Genomic DNA, 17,562 nt, shown 5'->3' with positions numbered 1-17,562 from the left:
GGCCGGCGGGAGTTCCAAGGAAAGGACGCCCTAAGTGCGTAAGGTTTTTCAGGAAGAACTCACCCAGGTTGGTGACCAGCTGGTGGAGATCTCCCGGCTGGTCAGCGAAGCGATGGACAAAGCCACCACCTCATTCCAGGTGGCGGACGTGGACCTCGCCCAGGATGTCATCGCTGCGGATGCGCGCATTGACTTCCTGCAGAACAGCCTCGATGAGCGGGCTATCGACATCCTGGCGCTGCAGGGTCCTGTCGCCAGCGACCTGCGCATGATCGTGGGTTCCCTCCGGATGAGCGCATCCCTGGAGCGGATGGGTGACCTGGCGCGCCATATCGCACAGCTGGCCCGCCTTCGGTACCCCTCCACCGTGATTCCGGCGTCCATGACGGAGACCTTCAACCGGATGGCGGAACTGGACCAGGAGATCGCCGACAAGCTGACGGTCCTGCTGGAAAGCCGCGACCTCGAGGTGGCCCGGGACATCCTCAAGGCGAACACGGCCATCAACGATCTGCACTTGAGCGTCTTCAAGGCCATCGCTGCCCCCGAGTGGTCGGAGTCCCCCGCCACCACGGTGGATGTTGCCCTGGCCAGCCGCTACTTCGAGCGCTTCGCAGACCACGGTGTTTCCGTCGCGCAGAAGGTGACCTACCTCGTGACCGGCGCGTGGCAGCCGAACGCCACCGAACACAGCTGAACAAAAACCGCGGAGTACGACGGCGGGCTGGTCACCTGAGGTGACCAGCCCGCCGTCGTCGTTTCACTTTTGACGCAGCGCGTTCTTCGGCCGGAGTGCGTCTAAGGGAGGAACGACCGAGCACCCGGCGAAGAACCGCGAAGTCTTATTTCTTGCCCTGGTTGGCGACTGCCAGGATGGCCTGCTCGGCGGCCTCGGGATCGAGGTAGGTGCCGCCGGGCTTGATCGGCTGGAAGTTTTCGTCGAGGTCGTACACCAGCGGGATGCCCGTCGGGATGTTCAGGCCGGCGATAGCCTCATCGCTGATGCCGTCCAGGTGCTTGACCAGCGCGCGGAGCGAGTTGCCGTGCGCGGTGACCAGGACGGTCTTGCCGGCCTTGAGGTCTTCCTTGATGTCCGATTCCCAGTAGGGCAGGAGCCGCACCAGGACGTCCTTCAGGCACTCGGTGCGCGGAAGGGCGTCGCCCAGGTCCGCGTAGCGGGGGTCGTGGGCCTGGCTGAATTCGCTGTTGTCGTCCAGGGGCGGCGGCGGGGTGTCGTAGGAACGGCGCCACTCCATGAACTGCTCTTCACCGTATTCGGCCAGGGTCTGGGCCTTGTCCTTGCCCTGCAGCGCACCGTAGTGGCGTTCGTTCAGGCGCCAGTCGCGCTTGACCGGAATCCAGCCGCGGTCGGCCTTGTCCAGGGCAATGTTTGCGGTATTGATGGCCCGCTTCAGCAGGGACGTGTAGAGCACATCCGGGAGGATATTGTTTTCCACCAGCAGCTCGCCGCCACGCGCTGCTTCCGCGCGGCCCTGGTCGTTCAGGTCAACGTCCACCCAGCCGGTGAACAGGTTCTTGGCGTTCCATTCGCTGTGGCCGTGGCGCAGCAGAATCAGCTTGTAAGTCATGATTTTCATCCTAGCCGAGCAGTGTTGCCGCCCGCCCAGCGTTACATGGCCCCTACCGGAGGCCGGGGAGGAAGTACCGGCCGGACACCGGCCCGGAGGCAAGGGATAGGGTTGGGCAGTGGTTCAAAAGGCGGAACGGGTGAACGCCCCGCAACTTTCCGGGAAGACGTCCCCCGCCAGGCAGGGCCGGCCGGTTGGCAACGTCACCCGCGGCACCACCAACCCCAACAGGATGCGCCGGGTGGACCGCTGGCTGACGGGACCGCAGGCCTGTCGGCTCCGGTCCGCGGCGGACCCCCTGGTGGTTGACCTGGGCTATGGCGCGACGCCGGCCACCGCCGTCGAACTTTATGAAAGGCTCGCCGCCATCCGGCCGGACGTGCGGGTCTGCGGGATTGAAATTGAGCCCGCGCGCGTGCGGGCTGCCCTTCCGCTGCAGCGCCCCGGGCTGACCTTCCAGGTCGGTGGCTTTGAACTGCCCGTTCCCGGGCGCCCCGTCCTGGTCCGCGCGTTCAATGTCCTGCGGCAATACGAGGAAGCCGACGTACAGGGTATCTGGCGGCTGGTGCAGGACCGGCTGTCCCCCGGCGGTTTGTTCGTGGACGGCACCTGCGACGAAATCGGACGGCGCGTCACCTGGGTGGCGCTGGACCGGGACCGGCCGCTGTCCCTGAGTATTTCGGTCCGTTTCGGCAGCTTCGAACTGCCGTCGGAAGTGGCCGAACGGCTTCCCAAGGCCCTCATCCACCGGAACATCCCCGGAGAACCGGTTCATGCCTTCATGCAGGCGATGGACCGGGCATGGCTTGAGAGCGCACCGCTGGCCTCATTCGGCAACAGGCAGCGCTGGGTTGGCATGTGCCGCAGCCTGCGCGCGGCCGGGTGGCCGGTCCAGGACGGCCCCGCCCGGTGGCGCCTTGGGGAGCTGACGGTGGACTGGGAGGCAGTGGCCCCCCAGGTTTAGGCCCTGCCGGGGCGGATCACCAGGGACCGTAAGGGCCCATGTTGCGGCTGCCGCCGCGGCCTGCGTCCTTCACGGCGGGACGGACATCGGCCAGGTAGACGGAGGCTGCGACAACCGCGGCCAGTCCGAACAGGCCAAGAGTGCTGAAGAGGCCTCCGCCGGCGCCGAACAGCGAAATTACGCCAATCAGGGCCGACCCGCCGGTAAGGGCGAGCCAGAACGTCTTGGTCCGCTTGCCGGTGGCTTCGAAGGCGTTGGGCCGGTGCCGGGCACAGTCCACGAACGCCCAGAGCTCAAGCCCCAGGGCCACCAGGCCGAGGATGAAGAACACTGCCTGCTCTATGTAACTGATTATTATTCGACCGTCCACAAGCCCAGCCTAGCCGTCCAGCGTGTCCAGCGCCTGCTTCAGGTCAGCCCAAAGGTCTTCGACACTCTCCACCCCGACGCTCAGCCGCACCAGGTTCTCGGGGACGCTGGCGGGTTCGGCTGTGTGGCGGCGCCGGCGTTCGATGAGGGACTCGACACCGCCCAGGGACGTGGCGGGCAGCCAAAGATCCAGTGCCTCCACCAGCTTGTCCGCAGCGTCGGCACCGCTGAGCCCTGCTGCGGGCGCCACCTGCACGCAGATGATGGAACCGAATCCCTTCATCTGCGCTTTGGCGCGGGCATGGCCCGGATCGGTATCGAGGCCCGGGAACCGGATGGACTCAATGGCGGGGTGCGCGGCAAGGCGTTCCGCCAGGATCATGGCCGATTCCTGGGACCGCTCCACGCGCAGCGCGAGGGTCCGCAGCCCGCGCAGGGCCAGCCACGCCTCAAACGGCCCGGCGATGGCGCCGTGGATGATGCGGTGGTGCAGCAGTGCGGAGCGGATTTCCGGGTCGGAGGTGACCAGCGCACCGAGGACGACGTCGGAGTGCCCGGCCAGGTACTTCGTCACCGAATGCAGGACGACGTCGGATCCCAGCAGCAGGGGCTGCTGGACCAGGGGCGTGGAGAACGTGTTGTCCGTGACGACGATTGCGCCGGCCTCATGCGCGGCCTCCGCGACGTCGGTCATGTCAGCGATGCCCAGCATGGGGTTGGTGGGGCTCTCCAGCCACAACATTGCGGCGGCGTTCCCCTCCGGGCCTTTTGAAGCGAGGGCGTCCTTGACCGCATCGGTATCGGCAATGTCCACGGTCCGCAGTTCGATGAAGCCTTTCTGCGCGAGTTCCGAGGCCATCACCAGCGAGCCGGAGTAGCTGTGGTTGGGCATGACCAGCACGCCGCCGGCGGGAATCAGGGACAGTGCCGAGCTGACCGCCGCCAGGCCCGATGCGTAGAGCAGGCCCGGAAGCGCGGCCGCCTCAAGCTGGCCAAGAGCTTCCTCAAAGGGGTCCCAGGTGGGGTTGGAGTAGCGGCCGTAGCCCCGGTCCCCGTCACCGAGCGGGCCGGTGCCGAAATAGGTGGAGGAAAGGGTGATGGGAGGATTGACCGGCTGGTCCCTTTCCCGTGGCGGACGTCCCGCTGCCACCACCACCGTCTCGGGTGAAAGGGACGCGGCCTGGTGCTCGGAAAGACTCATGGTCAAAAGCGTACTGTTCGGTCCAATCGGGCGGAAAAGCAATGTCGCTTTGTGGACGCCGGTCCATCCACCCGTCCTGCACAGGGGATATTCGGAGGCCCGGAATGTCGCCGCGCCTCGGTAGGCTTGAGAAGTGAACAAACAGAGGGCCGGCGTATTCATCGCATTCGAAGGTGGCGATGGTGCCGGCAAGTCCACCCAGGCGGCCCGGCTTGCTGCGGCACTGGAATCCCGCGGCTACACGGTGCTGCGGACCCGTGAACCCGGCGGCACTCCCGTCGGCGAAAAACTTCGCTCCCTGGTCCTGGACCACGGCAACGGCGAGATCGACGCCCACACGGAGGCCCTGATCTTTGCGGCTTCCCGCGCTGCCCACGCCACCCAGGTCATCCGCCCCGCGCTTGGCCGTGGCGAGATTGTGCTGACTGACCGGTACATCGACTCTTCCGTGGCCTACCAGGGGGCCGGCCGCGACCTGGGCCAGGACGCTGTGCGTTCCCTCAATGAGTGGGCCACGTCGGGCCTCCAGCCGCACCTGACTGTCCTCCTGGACGTTGACCCGCAGCTGGGGCGTACCCGCAGGACAGCGGACCAGGCAGCCGAGGACCGCCTGGAATCCGAAGCTGACGAGTTCCACACCCGCATCCGTGACGCCTTCCTTGAGCTCGCGGCGCGCCGCCCCGCCTCCTATTTGGTCCTGCCGGCCCATTTGCCGGTCGATGACCTGGCCGCACGGATCCTCGCGAAGGTCGACACCCTGCTTGATGCTCCCTTCGCAGCAGTGCAGGATGCAGCCGTGCAGGATGCTGTTCCGCAGCCGGCCGTGCCCGGTGCCGCGAGCGACGGCGGTGGCTCGTGACCGTCTGGGATGACCTGCAGGGCCAGCCCGCCGTCGTCGAACAACTGCGCCAGGCTGCCAGCGGTGAGGGCCTGACGCATGCATGGCTCTTTACCGGGCCGCCGGGGTCCGGCCGCTCCAATGCGGCCAAGGCGTTCGCCGCGGCGTTGAACTGCGACCAGGAGGACGTGGGCCTGCGCGGCTGCGGACAATGCCAGGCGTGCCACACGATTTTGGGCGAAACCCATTCTGACGTGACGTTCGTGCGCACCGAAAAGGTCACCATCACCATTGACGAGGCCCGCGAACTCGTAGCGACGGCGGGGAACCGGCCGTCGTCGGGGCGTTGGCGGATCATCGTGGTGGAGGACGCTGACCGCATGGCGGAGCGGACCACCAACGTGCTGCTCAAGGCCATCGAGGAACCTACGCCGCGCACCGTGTGGATGCTGTGTGCGCCATCGCCTGCCGACGTCCTGGTCACCATCCGCTCGCGCTGCCGCAGCGTTGCCTTGAGGTTGCCGCCGGCCTCGGATGTCGCCGCACTGCTCGTCAGGCGCGACGGCGTGGACCCCGCCCTGGCGGAACAGGCAGCCCGCACAGCGCAGAGCCATGTGGGCATTGCCCGCCGGCTGGCCAGGGATCCAGCGGCAAGGGAACGGCGCCTGGAGACGGTCCGTTTTCCGCTGGGACTGCGGGGCGTAACGGCCGCCGTCATGATGGCGGACAAGCTGGTCAAAATTGCCACCGCAGAGGCTAACAGCTCCAACGAGGAGCGGGACGCCGCGGAGAAAGCCGCCCTCCTTGCCACTTTGGGGGCGCCGGAATCCGGAACCCTGCCCCCGGCCATGCGCAGCCAGCTGAAACAGCTCGAAGACGACCAGAAACGCCGCGCCAAGCGATCCATCACGGACTCTCTGGACCGGACGCTCACCGATTTGCTGTCGTTCTACCGGGATGTACTGGTCATCCAGCTGGGGAACGCCGTGGAACTGGTCAACGTTGAGTTGAGGAGTGAGCTGGAGGAGTTCGCCTCCCGCAGCACTCCGGAATCCACGCTGGCCCGGATGGACGCCATCAACAAAGCCCGTGACCGCATCACCACCACCAATGTTGCCCCGCTGCTGACCATCGAGTCCATGGCGGCCAGCCTGATCCAGCCCTCCAAGGAGACCCGATGACTGCCCGCCCCCTGCCCGCACGCCACAAGTCCCTGACGGTCGCCGTCCGCGCCGCGGGTGCCTTGGTCCTGGCAATGGTCCTGGCCTCGTGCAGCCTCCTCAACGGCGGCGGCAAGAACCCGCCGGAGACGGCCACCGCCAAAGCCGATCCTTCGATCGTTGCGTCCGCTCCTGCCGGGCTGGAAAAGTTCTACTCGCAGGAAGTGGTGTGGCAGCCCTGCGAGGGGGAGTTCCAGTGCGCCAAAGTGACTGTCCCCATGGACTACGCCAATCCGGGCGGCGACACCATCCAGCTTGCTGCGCTGCGGGCGCCGAGCACGGGCAAGAAGACGGGCAGCCTCCTGGTCAACCCCGGCGGCCCGGGTGCCTCCGGCTATGACTTCGTCAAGGATGCCGCCGGAACCCATTTTTCAGCTGCTGTCCGCAACGCTTATGACCTTGTCGGTTTCGATCCGCGGGGCGTCAAGCGCTCCGCCCCCGTTGCCTGCATGACGGACGCGGAACGTGACGCATCCCGGGCCAAGATCTACGCCCTCGACACCGATGCCGGGCTGCAGGAGGCGCTGGCGGACAACAAGGCCATCGCCGGCCAGTGCGCGGCCCAAACCGGCCCGGTCCTGGCCCACATCGACACCGTCAGCGCCGCCAGGGACCTGGACGTGCTCCGGGCCGTGGTGAACGACACCAAGCTGAACTACCTCGGATACTCCTACGGCACGTTCCTTGGGTCCACCTACGCCTCGCTGTTCCCGGACAACGTGGGCCGCATGGTCCTTGATGGCGCCCTGGACCCCTCCATCACCAATGAAGAGCTGACCAGCGGCCAGGCCCGGGCCTTCGAAAAAGCGCTCCACACCTACGTGGCCAGCTGCCAGAAACAGGGCAAGTGCCCGCTCAGCGGCGACGCCGACTCCGGCGTGCAGCAGATCCGTGACCTGATCAACTCCATCCGGGAGACGCCCCGCACCGCCAAGGACGGCCGGCTGGTCAACGCAACCACGTTTGTCAGCGGCCTGATCACCCCGCTCTACAACGACCAAAGCTGGCCCGCCCTCACCCAGGCACTTGAGGCCGCCATGTCCGGAGATGTGAGCCTCATGCTCCGGCTCGCCGACCTCGGAGCCGACCGCGCGTCCGACGGTTCGTACACCTCCAATTCGACCTTCGCGTTCAACGCCATCAACTGCCTTGACTACCCCATGGTTTCGGACGCCGCGGGCATGCGGGCCGAAGAGAAGCGGCTGGAACAGGACTCCCCCACCCTTGGCTACTTCTTTGCCTACGGCGGGACCACCTGCGCGGACTGGCCGTACAAGAACGTCCGCACACCGGCGCCGGTGGAATACAGCGGGGACTCCCCCATCGTTGTCATCGGCACCACAGGCGATCCCGCAACCCCCGTCGACTGGGCTGCATCACTGCGCAAGCAGCTGGGGAACGCAGCGCTGCTGACCTGGAAAGGCGAGGGGCACACCGCGTACGGCCGGGCCAACAGCTGCCTCGAGGACTCCGTGGACAAATACCTGGTGAGTGGAAAGGTTCCGGCCGACAACACTGTCTGCTGACCGCCCCGGCAGCCCGGGCCCACCCCATTTTGACCGGGGCGCGGGGACTCTATTACAGTTGACTCTTGCATGAAGCGCCCGGTTCCGCCGGGGATTTCGTGCGGTGCTTCCTTAGCTCAGTCGGTAGAGCGTTTCACTCGTAATGAAAAGGTCATCAGTTCGATTCTGATAGGAAGCTCGGGATAAACCCCGGACAGCCCCTTCTTTTAGGGGTTTCCGGGGTTTTTCGCTGGTTAACCGGCTTTTCCGGCTTCTACCGCACGCCCGGGAAATGGCCTCCGTTACCGGCCCAGCCCCCGCTGCCGGTAGCCGCGGGCCCAGATGACCTCAGCCACGGCGCTGAGGGCCGTGGGAAATGCGACGACGGCGGCCAGGTGACGCAGCAGGCTGTAGGGGTCCACCAGCGCCGCCCAGCCCACGAGGACGCCTGGCAGCCCGACACAGACGGTCACCCACACCGGGTTGCCCCGGGCATGTGACCATACGGAAGCTGCGACGGACACAGCACACCCGGCGTAGACAAACAGGTTGCCGGTCCACGACTGCTCCATTTCAGCCGGCGTGGGCAGCCAGAGAAACCAATCGGCACGAGCGATCCCGTAGCCGACCAGGACCAGCGAGCTGAAGACGAGCAGGATCCAGGCAGTGGTTCCGGCCCACCGCCGCGCGGCGTCCGAACCCGTCCCCAACGGGCTGTTCTCCTTGGCAACCAACTCGTCACTTGCCGGCGATGAAGGCCTCGATCCGTGCCACGTGGACTTCCGCCAGGCCGTGGTCAGGATCAGGCTGTTCGAGGTGCACCGGCTGGCCATGACCGCTGGCCCATTCCCTGGCGTCCGGGCCAAGGACGTCATCGATCCATACGACTGAGTCCCAGTCAGCGTTGTCGCCGGCGTCCATCCTGGACAGCCACCGGGCAATCGATGTCAGTTTTGGCGTCGGCACGCCCGCGTCGGACTGCCGGAACACCATGGTGACCCGCAGCGGTTCGACGTCGAGCTCCAGCTGGGCTTCCAGCCCGGCTACCGTGTCCGCCGGCCAGGTGGACGCCCACGCGATGCGTCCGCTGCGGGCCAGGCGCCGGACCAGGGCGCGCTTCTCGTTGGAGAGCCGAAGCAGCGGCCCGTCACTCCCGCCGCCCGGGCGCACGGCGGGATTCAGGACGCCATCGATGTCGAGCAGGATGATGGGCTTCACGGTTTGATGCACGACGGGAAAGTAACGGCACCGCGGGCTGTCCGACGGACCACCGGGCCGGTGAACCCGGCCGCCGCCGGTGAGGTTGCTGCTGTCATGTCCCACTCCCCCAAGTGCCAATGTTGCGCTGAGTTTACTACCTGCGGGTGCGCCGAATTTTCGCGGGCCACGCCGTGGTCGGGCGGGGCCTCAGGCCTTTGGAAACTCGTTCAGCTTCGATCGGATGAAGTCCTGGTCTTCGCGGGAAACGGCCGCCTCGCCGTGCTGTCCCGTGGGAAGGCTCTCCCCGCTCTCTTTGGAGATCACCGCCGTGATTGTTCGTGGCAGTATCTGGCATCCCGGGTTGTCGATCAGCCACTTCTGGGTTGCCGGGTCAAGGCGGCCCCACCGGTCTTTGAGGTTCATTGCTGGATGTAGCCTCCGTGCTCAGGTGACAAAACTGACTCTGAAGCGGGCTGCTGCGCCCACCCCAAACCACAAGTAAACGCCGGCCCGGGCGGAGGGCACAGGGACCAAAGTCCCTGCGGCGGGCGCTTTATTACGGCCGCCGCCCCGGCGCCGGCCAAGGTTCAGGAAACGGCAAGGCAGCCAAGGTATCCTCCCGGTATGACCCCCCGCTTCCAGGCTGCTGTTGCGCGCGCTGCTGCCTTCGACGCTGCATTTCCCGCAGGCTGCAGCCTGCCCGCGCCTTCCCCGTCTGCCGGCCCGGACAGGGCAAGCCGGGCACGGGCCGCAGAACAGTTTCGGAAGGGGAACTAGCGGTGGAACCACAGGTCCCCCGGCATATGAGCCAGGACGGGAAGGGCCCCGGCCGCAGGGCGGTTTTGCTGGCGGCAGTGCTGACGATGTCCTCCGCCGTGCCCGACCTGCAGCCGCACCCCAAGCACCAAGTGAGGGGATCGGATACGCCGGCGCCCGACGATGCAGCGGGTACCAGCTCGACCGTCCTGCACTCCGGCCCCGACGGCGACGCGCCCGCCCCCAACACGCCGGCAGCGCCCGTACCGTCACGCGCCCGGATTGTTGACACCTACGGGAAGCACCCGGCCCGGTACTGGGGCCTGGAGGCACCCGGAGTCCTGACGCGACTGCCGCCCCCATCACAGGGAATCGCCCTTACTTTTGACTTTTGCGGCGGCCCCGGCGGCAGCGGCTATGACCAGGCGCTGCTCGACACGCTGCGCCAACGCCACATCCCGGCCACGCTCTTCCTGAACTCCCGCTGGATCAATGCCAACCCCGCTGCCACGCGGCAGCTTGCGGCGGACCCCCTCTTCGAGGTGGCCAACCACGGGACTTCCCACAAGCCGCTGTCCACCACCGGCAATACGGCGTATGGCATCCCGGGCACCCGGAACGCCGGGGAAGTCTATGACGAGGTCATGCCGAACGATGACGCCCTGGCAGGCATTACGGGTAAGCGTCCCCGGTACTTCCGCCCAGGCACCGCCTACATGGACGACGTCGCCACGGACATCCTGGGTGCTTTGGGCGTCAAGCCGGTGGGCTTCAGCATCAATGGCGACGGCGGCGCAACCTATCCCGCCGCCGTCGTTGCCAGGGAGGTGGGCAAGGCCCGGGCGGGGGACGTGGTCATCTGCCACGGGAACCACCCCAACGGCGGAACAGCGGAAGGCCTGAAACAGGCAGTGGACAAACTGCTCGCGGCAGGCATGTCCTTCGCCCACCTGCCCTGACCCACTGCACCGAAGCGTCAGCCCTGGCTCCGCCGTGCCGGTCCGCTGGCGGCCCACGTGCCGATCCGATACGTTGACAGGGAACCTGCCAAGCCGCATCGGAAGGACCTGTCCTGACGCTGCCGAACGTGAGGAACTGCCCATGCCGGAACAACACGGCCTTCCCGCAATCGGCTGGGTTCCCGCCTGGGCGGACCTCCAGGAACGCGGCGCAGACCCCATCGGCGCGGGCTTCGTCGTCGAGGCCGGCATGGGGCAGGACCCCGCAGGCAAGGAGTACGTGGCTGGCTGGCCGGGACCTGATGCTGAGAAACTTGCAGGGCAGGCCGCTGGCGAGCCCGGGGTGCGCCTTACCCTGCTTTGCGCTGACGCCGGCGCCGCAGAGGGCCTGGCACCCGGCGGCCTCGCTCCCGTGGCTGAGCAGGTCCTGCTCATGGCCCCGACAGCCGGGCTCGACGCGGCTGTGGAGCTCCCTGAAAACTCCCAGGTGGCCCTGGCACCGATGGAGACCTATGACGCCGTCGAAATCACCGTTTTCGACCACCCCGTCGCCAAGGGACGCATCCAGGTGCGAGATGCCTTCGCGGCGGTGGCCATCACGGAACTCCCGCAGGGGCCCGGGAAAGAGGCCTTCGAACGGGGCCTGTTCGCTGCGATGGCGGAGGAGGCATTCCTCCATGGCGCCGAGTACCTGCATATGGTGGTCAATCCGGACGCTGCCGCCTCCTACGAGGCATCCGGGTGGGCCGTTGCGGGCCGTCTGGTGAGTTTCGAAAGGAACTGACGACGGCGGGCCAGCCCACCGGGGCTGGCGCCCGGCAGCCAGCCCCATCCGCCGGGTGAAGGGCCCTAATCCGGCCTGCCCACCACCACCTGGGAGGGGCTGTGGGTGACGTAGCCGTTGGCCCAGGAAAACAGCGCCCTGACTTTCTGCTGGAATCCGGGGAGCAGGGCCAGGTGGACCGCCAACCATGACACGAATGCCAAGGGCCCCTGCAGCTGCAGGCGCCGGCGGCCCAGTTCCGCGACCGCCGCGCCGCGTCCCACCATGGCCATGTACCCCTTGTCCCAGTAGCGGAAGGGCTCGCGCACACCGCCGGTAAGGTCCGCGTAGATGTTGCGGGCCGCCCACTTACCCGATTGCTGGGCCACCGACCCGAGCTGCGGCAGCTTGTTCCCGGCTGCGTCGGTGATGTTGGCAGAGTCGCCCAGCACATAGACGCCCTCGACGTCAGGGACGCTCAGATCGGGCTGGACGTCCACGCGGCCGCCCCTGCCCTGCTTCAGGCCGGACTCGGTAATGATCCGCCCGGCCTGCAGCCCGCCGGCCCACACCACCACCCGGGCAGGAATCACCGTCCCGTCTTTGAGGGTCACCCCGTCCGGGCGGACGTCAGCCACGGGCTGGCCCATATGCAGCTGCACGCCGAGTTTGGTGAGGCGGTCCCGGGCATACGCCTGCGATTTCTCCGAAAAGGCCGCAAGGACGTTTGGAACCATATCCACCAGATGGACATGGCAGCGATCCGCCAGCTCCGGCGAGAAGTACTTCGGCACGAGGTATTTGACGTTTTCGGCCAGTGCGCCGGCAGTCTCCACGCCGGTGGGGCCACCGCCCACCACAATGACGTCGGCGCCTGCCCCGGGCTCGCGGTCGGCCTCGTCCAGAATGGCGGTAATGGCCGCGCTGAGCCGTGTTGCATCCGCCACGGAGTACAGCGGGTAGGCATGCTCATCCGCGCCAGGGGTGTTGAAGAAGTTCGGAACTGCCCCCGTGGCAATGACCAGGGCCTGGGCCCGGTAGGTGGAACCGTCCGCGGTGGTCACGGTCCGGTTCGCCGCGTCGATGGCGGTCACCTCCGCCGTCAGGACCCGGACGCTGTTGATTCCGCGGAACTCCGCGCGCAGCGGCCGCGTCACCGTGGACACGCCGATCTGGGACGCAGCCACCTGGTAGAGGAGTGGCTGGAACTGTTGATAACTGTTGGCGTCAAGCAGCAGAACGCGGACACCTTTGCGGCCCAACTCTTCAGCCGCAGCTTTCCCGGCAAATCCGCCGCCAACCACGATGACCTGATATGAATCGTCCATTCGTGCAACTTACCCCTCCCGGCGTTTGAGTAACAGGGTGCCTTTTCCCGTACCCGCCGTGGGGGGCGTGTGCCGGGCTCCCACGCCGGTGAATCTCCAAAGGCAGCGTTCCCGGCCCCTAAGATGGCGGCATGGAAGACGAAGCCCTGGCGGACATTGCCGACCGGCTGTATGCAGGGGCGCTGGAGGACTTCATTCCAGCCCGCGCCGCCGCCGCCAAGGAGGCAGCAGGCCGGGACAAGGACCTCGCGGCAGCGGTGCGGGGACTGCCGAAACCGTCCGTCGCCGCGTGGGCGCTCAACATGCTTGCCAGGCAGCGGCCGGACGTGCCGGCCCGGCTGGGCGACCTTGGGGTACGGATGCGGGCCGCCCAGGACTCGCTGGACGCCGCTGCCCTGCGCGAACTCGGCCGGGAGCGGCGCGCCATGCTCGCAGACGCCGTCGACACCGCCCGGGCTGTGGCCCGGGAGCAGGGCCGGCCCATCAGCGACGGGATGGCATCCGACGTCGAGGAAACCCTCCGGGCCCTGACGGCAGACACGGGTGCAGCCAACGCCGTTGCCAGCGGGCGGTTGCTGAAAGTCCTCTCCGCAGACGGCGTCAACGACGTGGACCTGGACGGTGCGGTGGCCCTCCCCGGACTGCTTCCGGCCGCACCGCCGAACCGGGCCGCCGGTACTCCTCCGCCTGCACGGCGGTTGGCCGGTAAGAAGACGGCAGAAGCGAAGCCGCCGGGCGGGGAAACTCCGGCGGCGAACGTGGCGGCATCGAAGACGCGGACGACGCCGCCGCACGGCACCGGGCCAACTCCGGCAAAGCCCCGGCTTGAGGCAGTCCGGCAGACTCCACGCCCGGCCTCGCCGCCCGCGCTGGAACGGGCCAGGGCCGCCCTCGCGGAGGCCCTGGAGGCCGAAGAAGCAGCATCCCAACTGGCCGGCGGCCTGCGGGAGCAGGAAGAGCAGGCGCGTGCGGACATCGCGGACCTGCTGCAGGAAACGGCTGAACTCAGGAGCCGGCTCAAGGCCGCCGAAGAACGCCTTGACCGCTCCCGCAAGCGGCTGGCCACCACCGCGGCCGAAGCGAAACAGGCCGCACGGGCGGCAGACAAAGCCAGCCGGACCGCCATGCTGGCGCAGGAGCGCGTACTCCGCCTGGGCAGCAACTAAGGGAAGGCGCATACGGGAACGGCCCGGGAAAATCCTCTCGCCCCGGGCGCGGGCGGGACCTACTCTGGAGCTATGGACGCCGCAGCAACTCATGCCTTTGCGATTCCGCCGGTATCAGTCCACCGCCCCACCACGGCCAGGGAAGACAGCATCACCCTGGCAGCGGGCGCCTGGCTCGTCACCGGGACCTACGTTGACGGGTGGGCCCACAACAACCTGCGCGACCTCGAGACGTTCTTCACTCCGTGGCACGCGGTCCTCTACTCGGGCTTCGCTGCCTGTGCCGTGTGGATCGCCGCGCTGACCTGGCGCCGGCATGCACCGGGCACGCGGTGGACGGACGCCGTCCCCGCCGGCTACGGGGCCGCAGCAGCCGGCGTCGTACTCTTCCTCGCATCCGGGGCAGGAGACTTCGCCTGGCATTCGGTGTTCGGGATCGAGCAGAACATCAGCGCCCTGTTCAGCCCGTCCCACCTGGGCCTGGCCACCGGCGGCTTCCTCATCCTGGGCGCACCCTTCTCCGCCGCGTGGCACACCCCGGCCCGGCCGTGGCCACGGCTGCTCCCGGTCGTCGCCAGCGCCGTGCTCGCCGGCATGGTTGCCGCGTTCATCCTGCAGGAGTTCGCGGTCTTCGCCCGCCACGGACTCATCCAGACGTACACAACCGTTGCCGGGACGCAGCCCACGGTGACGGTTCCGACGTCCTCAAGCATCATGGTGTCCCTGGCGTCGTTCCTCGTCTCGACGGTCGCGCTCTTTGTTCCCGTCCTGTTGCTGTCGCTGCGTTGGCGCCTGCACCCTGCCGTTCCGGCGGCCATGGCGCTGGTGCCTTCCGTGGCCCTGCAGGTCATGGTGGCGCTGCGCGACGCCTGGCTGGTCCCGGTTGCCCTAGTCGGTTCCATCCTCGTGGGAGTGGTGTGGGCGGTGGTCCGTCCAACCCCTGGCCGTCCCGCACGGCTCATGGCTGCGGCAGGCCTCACTCCGGTGGTGTTCTGGGCCCCGTATTTCGCCGGCGTGGCACTCCACGACGGCGCCCTGAGTTTCTCTCCCGAGGTCTGGAGCGGGACCCTTGTCTGGACCGGACTCGGAATGCTCGCACTCGCCGCACTTACGCTGAAGGTGCGGACGGCCGCGGCCACTACCCAGGATGCAGGGGCGCGCTGACCGGGCGGCCACAACCCCTCCCGCGGCCCCTGCCCGGCCGGTCCACAACACGCGGAGTCGGTTCCAACAAATGTCAGACCCCGGTTGCAGACTGGATTCATGGAAAACCAAGCAACACAGGAATTTCACGTGACGTACTTCGACGCCGACTGCGGCCGGGCCCGGTCCGAGGTCTTTGACACGCTTGAAGAAGCCGAGCGCTTCGCCGGCCGGCACTGCCACGGCGAGGACAGCTGGGCCGTGGTGGACGCCGTGACCGTGGAACACGTCCAGATCGCTGCCTGACCGGCCGCGTCCTCCGGGCCCGGTACAGCCCACATTAAAGGCCTCAGCCCGTGCTGCCTGGCGGTTGCCGGCAGCACGGGCTGGAGTTTGGCTTGGCGGGCTTCCACCGGCCGCTGGGACCGGTGCCGCCGTCGCGGCCTAGGCGAAGTCGGAGACCGCGGGATCGGGTCCGATGCGGCCTTCGCCGCCGGCGGTCCGGTCCAGGTTGTTGATGGCTTCGACGTCTTCCGGATCGAGGGATACCTCGAGGGCTGCGAAGTTCTCCTTGATCCGTGACTCCGTCACAGACTTGGGGATCACCACGTTGCCGATCGCCAGGTGCCAGGCGATGACCACCTGGGCCGGGGTGGCCTGGTGCTTGGCAGCGATGGAGACGACCGCCGGGTCCTGCAGCAGTTCCCCGCCCTGGCCCAGCGGGGACCATGCCTGGGTCAGGATGCCCTTGGCGGCACCGAACTCGCGCAGTTCGCGCTGGCTGAAGTAGGGGTGCAGCTCGATCTGGTGGATGGCCGGAACCACGCCCGTTTCGTCGATAAGCCGCTGCAGGCCCTCTGCAGTGAAGTTCGAGACACCGATGGACTTCACCCGTCCGCGCTTCTGGAGTTCAATCAGCGCCTTCCAGGTGTCAACGTACTTGTCCTGCTTGGGCTGCATCCAGTGGATCAGGTACAGGTCGAGGGTTTCCAGGCCGAGCCGGTCCATGGACTCCTCGAAAGCGGCGAGGGTGGGCTCGTAGCCCTGGTCCGCGTTCCACAGCTTGGTGGTGATGAAGATTTCTTCCGGAGACAGGCCGGAGCTTGCAATGGCACGGCCCACGCCTGCCTCATTGCCGTAGATCTTTGCGGTGTCGATGTGCCGGAAGCCGGCCTCGAACGCCTGGCGCACGACCTTTTCAGCCACGTCGTCCTCAACCTGCCACACACCGTAGCCGAGCTGAGGGATCGTGTTTCCGTCGTTGAAAGTCAAGGTAGGTGAAAGAGTCATGCTTTCATCCTGCCAAAGCTGCCCGCCCCGGCGCCCCTGATTCGGGCCCTGTCAGCCACACGCTTAACTGGAAAGTAGGCTTCCAAATCGGGAATATTCCGGCGGCACCCGTGCAGCTATTCCGCGTGAAGCTGCCTCTCGGCGTCCTCCACCTGCTGGAAGACAGACTCGGCGCGGCGGTGGACGGATGCTGCACCCACCGGTACCGGCCCCACGGCGAGCCGCAGCATAGCCGCCGCTTCTGCCGTCGTTGCCAGCGAGTTCCCTGCCTTGGACAAGGATCTATGGACGTCCGCCAGGGCCGCCGGTATGTCCAGCCCGTCGCTTGGGGCACGCCGCTGCGCCTCCATGCAGACAGTCCGGACGCGCGGAAGCAGGGCAGCGAGCTGGTTGGCGATGTCCACCAGCTCGCCGTACAGCTGGTCATCCTCCACGCCCTCGAGGACCTGGTGGAAGCGGTCCAGTCCCCGATGGAAGCGGTCGTGCGCGCGGCGCCACAACCCCTTGCCCAGTTCCGCGTCATCCTTGCGCCCCTGCCTGGCGGCGCTGAAAAAGCCCAAGCGGGGCCTACAGGTACTGGCCCGGGCCGTGGTCCGGGTCCTCACGCTGGCCGGGCCGTGCAGCCTGCCCCGGCCGGGCGCCGGCCGGGGCCCGCTGTGGCTCGCCGTTTTCCCCAATCACGACGCCGGGGGCAATCATGGTGCCGGGCGGCAGCTGGCGCAGCTGCAGCTGGGCTGCGGCGTGTTCCCGGGCGGCGTGCTGGGCAGCGATGGCGGTCTGGATACCGTGGAACAAGCCTTCGAGCCATCCCACCAGCTGGGCCTGGGCGATCCGGAGCTCGGCATCGGAGGGCGTGGCGTCGTCGGAGAAGGGCAGGTTGATCCGGTCCAGTTCCGCTACCAGCTCGGGTGCGAGGCCGTCCTCAAGCTCCTTGATGGAGCGCTTGTGGATGGCGGCGAGCCGGCCCCTCGCGGCGTCATCCAGGGGTGCGGACTTCACCTCTTCGAGGAGCTGCCGGATCATGGTGCCGATCCGCATCACTTTGGCGGGCTCATCCACCAGGTCCTGCAGGCTGCTGCCCCGCGGCCTGCCGTCCCCGTCAGACGGGGCCTGGACAGGTGCCTCGTTGTCATCAACGGGGGTGCCTTCTACAGGGAGGTCCTCAGCTGCCTGAGTGTCATTGGGATCGCTCATGCGTTCATACTCTCACGGCCCATCGGCACAGGGCCCACCGGTGAAGCCCTGTGGCAGGCTTGTCCGCTGCGGGCTCA

General features: G+C 67.4%; 20 protein-coding genes and 1 tRNA gene. 11 read left to right on the top strand and 10 right to left on the bottom strand.

Annotated features, from left to right (window positions below):
* Positions 1-34: 34 nt before the first annotated feature.
* On the top strand, positions 35-697 hold the full coding sequence (phoU, locus tag LDO22_RS17680) for a phosphate signaling complex protein PhoU (protein ID WP_159632912.1): 663 nt from the start codon (positions 35-37) through the stop codon (positions 695-697).
* A 145-nt stretch (positions 698-842) separates the two neighbouring features.
* Here phoU and LDO22_RS17675 read toward each other — a convergent pair whose 3' ends face one another.
* Entirely contained in the window at positions 843-1,589 is a 747-nt protein-coding gene (locus LDO22_RS17675; RefSeq protein ID WP_159632913.1) for a phosphoglyceromutase, read from the bottom strand.
* 139 nt (positions 1,590-1,728) lie between these two features.
* Between LDO22_RS17675 and LDO22_RS17670 the strand changes: the two genes are divergently transcribed.
* Positions 1,729-2,553 (top strand): class I SAM-dependent methyltransferase, encoded by an 825-nt coding sequence (locus LDO22_RS17670; protein ID WP_224024976.1) that lies wholly within the window; start codon positions 1,729-1,731, stop codon positions 2,551-2,553.
* A 16-nt stretch (positions 2,554-2,569) separates the two neighbouring features.
* Here the strand turns inward: LDO22_RS17670 and LDO22_RS17665 are convergent, their stop codons facing one another.
* Positions 2,570-2,923: a DUF2516 family protein gene (locus tag LDO22_RS17665; protein WP_159632915.1), complete on the bottom strand. Its 354-nt coding sequence runs from the start codon at positions 2,921-2,923 to the stop codon at positions 2,570-2,572.
* A gap of 9 nt (positions 2,924-2,932) precedes the next feature.
* Positions 2,933-4,123 (bottom strand): aminotransferase class I/II-fold pyridoxal phosphate-dependent enzyme, encoded by a 1,191-nt coding sequence (locus LDO22_RS17660; RefSeq protein ID WP_224024974.1) that lies wholly within the window; start codon positions 4,121-4,123, stop codon positions 2,933-2,935.
* 133 nt (positions 4,124-4,256) lie between these two features.
* On the opposite strand from LDO22_RS17660, the gene tmk reads away from it, so the two are divergent.
* The 4 genes from tmk (at position 4,257) to LDO22_RS17640 (ending at position 7,885) form a co-directional block, all read left to right on the top strand.
* Positions 4,257-4,982 (top strand): dTMP kinase, encoded by a 726-nt coding sequence (gene tmk, locus LDO22_RS17655; protein WP_224024973.1) that lies wholly within the window; start codon positions 4,257-4,259, stop codon positions 4,980-4,982.
* A complete protein-coding gene (locus tag LDO22_RS17650) occupies positions 4,979-6,142 on the top strand; it encodes a DNA polymerase III subunit delta' (RefSeq protein WP_224024971.1) in 1,164 nt (387 codons plus the stop codon). The genes tmk and LDO22_RS17650 overlap by 4 nt, the downstream gene beginning before the upstream one ends.
* Complete coding sequence (locus tag LDO22_RS17645) at positions 6,139-7,707, top strand: alpha/beta hydrolase (RefSeq protein WP_224024969.1); 1,569 nt, start codon at positions 6,139-6,141, stop codon at positions 7,705-7,707. Before LDO22_RS17650 ends, LDO22_RS17645 begins: the two co-directional genes overlap by 4 nt.
* Before the next feature lie 105 nt (positions 7,708-7,812).
* A tRNA-Thr gene (locus tag LDO22_RS17640) sits at positions 7,813-7,885 on the top strand.
* A 103-nt stretch (positions 7,886-7,988) separates the two neighbouring features.
* On the opposite strand, the gene LDO22_RS17635 is transcribed toward LDO22_RS17640, so the two are convergent.
* From LDO22_RS17635 to LDO22_RS17625, 3 genes are all read right to left on the bottom strand, one after another.
* On the bottom strand, positions 7,989-8,396 hold the full coding sequence (locus tag LDO22_RS17635) for a hypothetical protein (protein ID WP_224024967.1): 408 nt from the start codon (positions 8,394-8,396) through the stop codon (positions 7,989-7,991).
* A gap of 28 nt (positions 8,397-8,424) precedes the next feature.
* Entirely contained in the window at positions 8,425-8,916 is a 492-nt protein-coding gene (locus LDO22_RS17630) for an HAD domain-containing protein (RefSeq protein WP_224024965.1), read from the bottom strand.
* A gap of 177 nt (positions 8,917-9,093) precedes the next feature.
* On the bottom strand, positions 9,094-9,309 hold the full coding sequence (locus LDO22_RS17625) for a hypothetical protein (RefSeq protein WP_224024964.1): 216 nt from the start codon (positions 9,307-9,309) through the stop codon (positions 9,094-9,096).
* Between the two features lie 356 nt (positions 9,310-9,665).
* Here LDO22_RS17625 and LDO22_RS17620 point away from each other — a divergent pair, with 356 nt between their 5' ends.
* Both LDO22_RS17620 and LDO22_RS17615 read left to right on the top strand, forming a co-directional pair.
* Positions 9,666-10,601, top strand: a complete 936-nt coding sequence (locus LDO22_RS17620; RefSeq protein WP_224024962.1) for a polysaccharide deacetylase family protein — start codon at positions 9,666-9,668, stop codon at positions 10,599-10,601.
* A 142-nt stretch (positions 10,602-10,743) separates the two neighbouring features.
* On the top strand, positions 10,744-11,385 hold the full coding sequence (locus LDO22_RS17615) for a hypothetical protein (protein WP_224024960.1): 642 nt from the start codon (positions 10,744-10,746) through the stop codon (positions 11,383-11,385).
* Positions 11,386-11,450: 65 nt separating this feature from the next.
* On the opposite strand, the gene LDO22_RS17610 is transcribed toward LDO22_RS17615, so the two are convergent.
* A complete protein-coding gene (locus tag LDO22_RS17610) occupies positions 11,451-12,692 on the bottom strand; it encodes an NAD(P)/FAD-dependent oxidoreductase (protein ID WP_159632924.1) in 1,242 nt (413 codons plus the stop codon).
* Positions 12,693-12,823: 131 nt separating this feature from the next.
* Between LDO22_RS17610 and LDO22_RS17605 the strand changes: the two genes are divergently transcribed.
* The 3 genes from LDO22_RS17605 (at position 12,824) to LDO22_RS17595 (ending at position 15,307) form a co-directional block, all read left to right on the top strand.
* Entirely contained in the window at positions 12,824-13,858 is a 1,035-nt protein-coding gene (locus LDO22_RS17605; RefSeq protein WP_224024958.1) for a hypothetical protein, read from the top strand.
* 72 nt (positions 13,859-13,930) lie between these two features.
* Positions 13,931-15,022 carry a hypothetical protein gene (locus tag LDO22_RS17600; protein WP_224024956.1) on the top strand — a complete coding sequence of 364 codons (1,092 nt, stop codon included), beginning with the start codon at positions 13,931-13,933 and terminating at the stop codon, positions 15,020-15,022.
* A gap of 99 nt (positions 15,023-15,121) precedes the next feature.
* Complete coding sequence (locus LDO22_RS17595) at positions 15,122-15,307, top strand: hypothetical protein (RefSeq protein WP_159632927.1); 186 nt, start codon at positions 15,122-15,124, stop codon at positions 15,305-15,307.
* A 138-nt stretch (positions 15,308-15,445) separates the two neighbouring features.
* Here LDO22_RS17595 and LDO22_RS17590 read toward each other — a convergent pair whose 3' ends face one another.
* The 3 genes from LDO22_RS17590 to LDO22_RS17580 all read right to left on the bottom strand — a co-directional run bounded on the left by LDO22_RS17590 (position 15,446) and on the right by LDO22_RS17580 (position 17,485).
* Positions 15,446-16,291: an aldo/keto reductase gene (locus LDO22_RS17590; protein WP_224024954.1), complete on the bottom strand. Its 846-nt coding sequence runs from the start codon at positions 16,289-16,291 to the stop codon at positions 15,446-15,448.
* Between the two features lie 116 nt (positions 16,292-16,407).
* Positions 16,408-16,851, bottom strand: coding sequence for a hypothetical protein (locus LDO22_RS17585; protein ID WP_159632929.1), 444 nt, complete (start codon positions 16,849-16,851; stop codon positions 16,408-16,410).
* Between the two features lie 7 nt (positions 16,852-16,858).
* A complete protein-coding gene (locus tag LDO22_RS17580; RefSeq protein WP_159632930.1) occupies positions 16,859-17,485 on the bottom strand; it encodes a bacterial proteasome activator family protein in 627 nt (208 codons plus the stop codon).
* Positions 17,486-17,562: the final 77 nt, after the last annotated feature.

It is taken from the genome of Arthrobacter sp. NicSoilC5 (genome assembly GCF_019977395.1).
Lineage (GTDB): Bacteria > Actinomycetota > Actinomycetes > Actinomycetales > Micrococcaceae > Arthrobacter.
The sequence above is the reverse complement of the archived record's forward strand: the minus strand, read 5'-3'. Positions and strand labels throughout refer to the sequence as shown.

Excerpts from the sequence above, each read along its gene's own strand:
- LDO22_RS17605 (WP_224024958.1), top strand. The coding sequence starts at position 12,824 with ATGGAAGACGAAGCCCTGGCGGACATTGCCGACCGGCTGTATGCAGGG.
- LDO22_RS17610 (WP_159632924.1), bottom strand. The coding sequence starts at position 12,692 with ATGGACGATTCATATCAGGTCATCGTGGTTGGCGGCGGATTTGCCGGG.
- LDO22_RS17675 (WP_159632913.1), bottom strand. The coding sequence starts at position 1,589 with ATGACTTACAAGCTGATTCTGCTGCGCCACGGCCACAGCGAATGGAAC.
- LDO22_RS17595 (WP_159632927.1), top strand. The coding sequence starts at position 15,122 with ATGGAAAACCAAGCAACACAGGAATTTCACGTGACGTACTTCGACGCC.
- LDO22_RS17590 (WP_224024954.1), bottom strand. The coding sequence starts at position 16,291 with ATGACTCTTTCACCTACCTTGACTTTCAACGACGGAAACACGATCCCT.
- LDO22_RS17645 (WP_224024969.1), top strand. The coding sequence starts at position 6,139 with ATGACTGCCCGCCCCCTGCCCGCACGCCACAAGTCCCTGACGGTCGCC.
- LDO22_RS17625 (WP_224024964.1), bottom strand. The coding sequence starts at position 9,309 with ATGAACCTCAAAGACCGGTGGGGCCGCCTTGACCCGGCAACCCAGAAG.
- LDO22_RS17600 (WP_224024956.1), top strand. The coding sequence starts at position 13,931 with ATGGACGCCGCAGCAACTCATGCCTTTGCGATTCCGCCGGTATCAGTC.
- LDO22_RS17580 (WP_159632930.1), bottom strand. The coding sequence starts at position 17,485 with ATGAGCGATCCCAATGACACTCAGGCAGCTGAGGACCTCCCTGTAGAA.
- LDO22_RS17660 (WP_224024974.1), bottom strand. The coding sequence starts at position 4,123 with ATGAGTCTTTCCGAGCACCAGGCCGCGTCCCTTTCACCCGAGACGGTG.
- LDO22_RS17615 (WP_224024960.1), top strand. The coding sequence starts at position 10,744 with ATGCCGGAACAACACGGCCTTCCCGCAATCGGCTGGGTTCCCGCCTGG.